The organism is Nocardioides sp. P5_C9_2, assembly GCF_054049555.1.
Genome location: NZ_JBFUMD010000387.1, coordinates 1 through 3815 on the forward strand (window position 1 = coordinate 1; position 3815 = coordinate 3815).

A 3815-nucleotide genomic window follows, 5' to 3' on the forward strand; every position below is an offset into this window, starting at 1 on the left:
GGCGTCGAGCATGTCGCCCGACCCGCGGCCGTGGAGCGCCGAGACCGGGAAGGGCTCGCCCAGGCCGAGGTTCCACAGGCCGAAGGCCTCGGCCTCGGTGCGCTGGTCGTCGGTCTTGTTGGCGGCGAGCACGACGGGCTTGCCGCTCTTGCGCAGGATCTTCACCACGGCCTCGTCGGCGTCGGTGATGCCGACGGTCGCATCGACGACGAAGAGCACGGCGTCGGCCAGCGACACCGCCACCTCCGCCTGGGCCTTGATCCGCTCGGCCAGTCCGCGGGCGTCGGGGTCCCAGCCGCCGGTGTCGACCACCGTGAAGGCGCGACCGTTCCAGTGGGCGTCGTAGGAGACGCGGTCGCGGGTGACGCCGGGGCGGTCCTCCACCACGGCCTCGCGGCGACCGATGATCCGGTTGACCAGCGTCGACTTGCCGACGTTGGGGCGCCCGACCACGGCCAGCACCGGTGTGGGACCGGTGACCTGGTCCTCGGGGGCGCTGGCGTCGTCGTACTCGGTCATGACACTCCTCGGTGCTGCTGGTCTTGGTGGTGCTCGACGACCCCGGTCCTGGGATCGTCCTCGATGTCGCGCAAGGGCTGCCACCACAACAGGGAGGCGGCCACCATGTGTTCCCGGGTGCGGGGCAACGGGGTGGAGAGGGCGGTCACGCGTCCGCCTCGACCGCCTCCACCAGCGCCACGACCTGGGAGACGACCTCGTCCAGGGTGTACGGCGTGGTGTCGATGTGGACGGCCCCGTCGGCCATCACCAGCGGCGCGGTGGTGCGGCCCGAGTCGATCCGGTCCCGGGCCAGGAGGGACTCGCGGGTGGCGGCGACGTCGCCGCCGGCCTCCGCCGCGCGGCGGGCGGCACGGGCGCCCGGGTCGGCCGACAGGTAGACCTTGACCGTCGCGTCCGGGGCCACGACCGAGCCGATGTCGCGGCCCTCCACGACGATCCCGCCGGCAGTGAGGCTGCTGGCGATGATGCGGCGCTGCAGGTCGAGGAGGAGGGCACGGACCTCGGGGACGGCGCTCACGGGACTGACGGCGGCGTTGACCTCGTCGGAGCGGATGCCCACCGCCACGTCGGCGTCGTCGACGGCGATGGTCGGCCCCAGGGGGTCGGTGCCGGAGTGGAGGACGGGCTCGTGCACCCGGGCGGCGACCGCGGCGGGATCGTGGACGTCGACGCCGTGGCGCAGCATCCACCAGGTGATCGCGCGGAACATCGCGCCGGTGTCGAGGTAGGCCAGGCCCAGCCGGGCGGCCACGCCCCTCGACGTGCTGGACTTGCCGGAGCCGGAGGGGCCGTCGATGGCGACGACGAGCGGACTCACAGGCAGGGAACTCACGAGCGGAGACTACCGGTGAGTGGTCCACCCGCGAGATTCCAGAGCACCCAGGAGGTGCTCGGCGTCCTCCTCCAGGACCAGCAGCTCGGTGAGGCCGACCGGGCGACCGGGGTCGTGGTCGATGTGGACGTCCTCGACGTTGACCCCGATCTCGCCGGCGTCGCCGAAGAGCCGGGCCAGCTCGCCCGGGTGGTCGGGGACCGAGACGAAGACCGACCGCATCGGCCTCGACGGTCCGCCGTGCTTGCCGGGGATGACCCGGGTGCCGGCCACGCCGGCGCCGAGGATGGCCTCCAGCGACTCGCGGTCACTGTCGCGGACCGCGGCGATGAGCACGTCGAGCTGCTCGCGCACCTCCCCGAGCAGGGCCGTGACCGCGTCGGCGTTGGCGCCCAGGATCTGCTGCCACAGCACCGGGTCGCTCGCCGCCACCCGGGKGACGTCGCGGACGCCCTGGCCGGACAGCGCGAGGTGCTCGGGCGGTGCTCCGGTGAGTCGACCGGCCACCAGGACCGCCGCCAGGTGCGGCAGGTGGGACGTGCGGGCCACCGCCCGGTCGTGCTCCTCGGGGGCGAGGCGTGCCTCGACTCCCCCGCACAGCCGCACCAGCGCGGACACCAGCGTCACCGCGGCGCGGTCGGCTGTCGCGTGGGGCGTGACGGCCCAGGGTCGCCCGTCGAAGAGCGCCGCGCTGGCCGCGAGCGGCCCCGACCGCTCACTGCCCGCCATCGGGTGCGACCCGACGTACCTGGCCAGGGAGGCGGCGTCGACCCGCGACGCCACCTCGGCCAGCGGGGCGGCCTTGACCGACCCGACGTCGGTGACGACCGCGTCCCCGACACCGAGCGCCGCGACGATCGCGTCGGCGAGGTGGTCGGGCGGCACGGCCACCACGACGAGCTGCGGCCGGTCCTCGGGACGGCGTGCCCGACCGGCACCGAGACCGGTGGCCGTGCGGACGTTCTCGGGGGCCACGTCGGTGAGCAGCACCTCGATCCCCGTCCGGCTGCAGGCGAGGGCGATCGAGGTGCCGAGCAGACCGGTGCCGACGACCTCGACCGGTCCGGTCAGCTCACTGCTCATCGGGGACGTCGCGCGTCTTGGTCAGGTCGCGGCGCAGGTGGGCGGCACCGTGCAGGTAGACGTGCGTGACCTCGCCCCGGGTGAGGTCGGTCTCCACGTGGGCCATCATCCGCACCACCCGCGGCATCGACCCCGCGATCTCGAGCTCGCGGGCACAGATGAGCGGCACGTCACCGAAGCCGAGCCGTCGGGCGGCGTACGCCGGGAACTCGCTGACCAGGTCGCTGGTGGCGGTGAAGATCACCGAGATGAAGTCGTCGACCTCCAAGGAGTTGGACGACATCACGTCGAGCACCATCTCGGCCACCCGGTCGAGCATGTGCTCGCGGGTGTCCTCGTCGAGCTGCGTCGCCCCTCGCACTGCACGGACTGCACGGACTGCACGGACTGCCATGGGCACAGGATAGGAGGCACGGGTCGACGACCCGGACCGCCCGACGAGGGGTGGGCACCCCGCGCCGGGCGGGGTGCCCACGGGCTCAACGCAGGTCGAAGCGGTCCAGCTCCATGACCTGGACCCACGCAGCCACGAAGTCGTGGACGAACTTCTCCTGGGCGCTGGTGCTCGCGTAGACCTCGGCCAGGGCCCGCAGCTGCGAGTTGGAGCCGAAGACGAGGTCGACCGCGGAGGCGGTCCAGCGCACCTCGTCGGTGGCCAGGTCACGGATCTCGAAGACGTTCTCCTCCGACTCCGAGGCACGCCAGCGAGTGCCGGGCGACAACAGGTTGGCGAAGAAGTCGTTGGTGAGCACACCGGGCCGGTCGGTGAGGACCCCGTGCGCGGCGCCGGCCACGTTGGCGCCCAGCGAGCGCAGCCCCCCGACCAGGACGGTCATCTGCGGGGCCGTGAGGCCGAGCATGTAGGCGCGGTCCACGAGCAGGACCTCCGGCTGCGTCTTCTCGCCGGGGCGCAGGTAGTTGCGGAAGCCGTCCGCGCGCGGCTCGAGGACCCGGAAGGAGTCGACATCCGTCTGCTCCTGCGTCGCGTCGGTGCGACCGGCGTGGAACGGCACGGTCACCTCGACGCCCGCGTCGCGGGCGGCCTTCTCGACCGCGGCCGACCCGGCCAGCACGATGAGGTCGGCCAGCGAGACCTGCGCGCCGCCGGCGGCGTTGAAGTCGCGCTGGATCCCCTCGAGGGTCTCGAGGACGCGTGCGAGCTGCTCGGGCTGGTTGACCTCCCAGCCCCGCTGGGGCTCCAGGCGGATGCGGGCGCCGTTGGCCCCGCCGCGCTTGTCGGTGGACCGGAAGGTCGCGGCCGAGGCCCAGGCGGTCGAGACGAGCTCGGCCACGTCGAGCCCGGAGTCCAGCACGGTGGCCTTGAGGGCGGCGACGTCCTCGTCGGAGACCAGCGTGTGGTCGACGGCCGGGACGGGGT

At 73.3% G+C, this 3815-nt stretch carries 5 protein-coding genes; all 5 read right to left on the minus strand.

The window, feature by feature from the left end; translation table 11 throughout:
* A partial coding sequence (locus tag ACXJKL_RS16615) for a GTPase (RefSeq protein ID WP_457208128.1) occupies positions 1 to 519 on the minus strand: 519 nt, incomplete at its 3' end.
* A 145-nt stretch (positions 520 to 664) separates the two neighbouring features.
* Positions 665 to 1354, minus strand: a complete 690-nt coding sequence (cmk, locus tag ACXJKL_RS16620; RefSeq protein ID WP_457208129.1) for a (d)CMP kinase — start codon at positions 1352 to 1354, stop codon at positions 665 to 667.
* Positions 1355 to 1363: 9 nt separating this feature from the next.
* Entirely contained in the window at positions 1364 to 2437 is a 1074-nt protein-coding gene (locus ACXJKL_RS16625; RefSeq protein WP_457208130.1) for a prephenate dehydrogenase, read from the minus strand.
* Positions 2427 to 2831, minus strand: coding sequence for a chorismate mutase (gene aroH / locus ACXJKL_RS16630; RefSeq protein WP_457208131.1), 405 nt, complete (start codon positions 2829 to 2831; stop codon positions 2427 to 2429). Before aroH ends, ACXJKL_RS16625 begins: the two co-directional genes overlap by 11 nt.
* A gap of 85 nt (positions 2832 to 2916) precedes the next feature.
* A partial coding sequence (locus ACXJKL_RS16635) for a peroxidase family protein (RefSeq protein ID WP_457208132.1) occupies positions 2917 to 3815 on the minus strand: 899 nt, incomplete at its 5' end.

What these genes read in the sequence shown, in the direction of transcription:
- aroH (WP_457208131.1), bottom strand. Translation starts at nt 2,831, where the DNA reads ATGGCAGTCCGTGCAGTCCGTGCAGTCCGTGCAGTGCGAGGGGCGACG.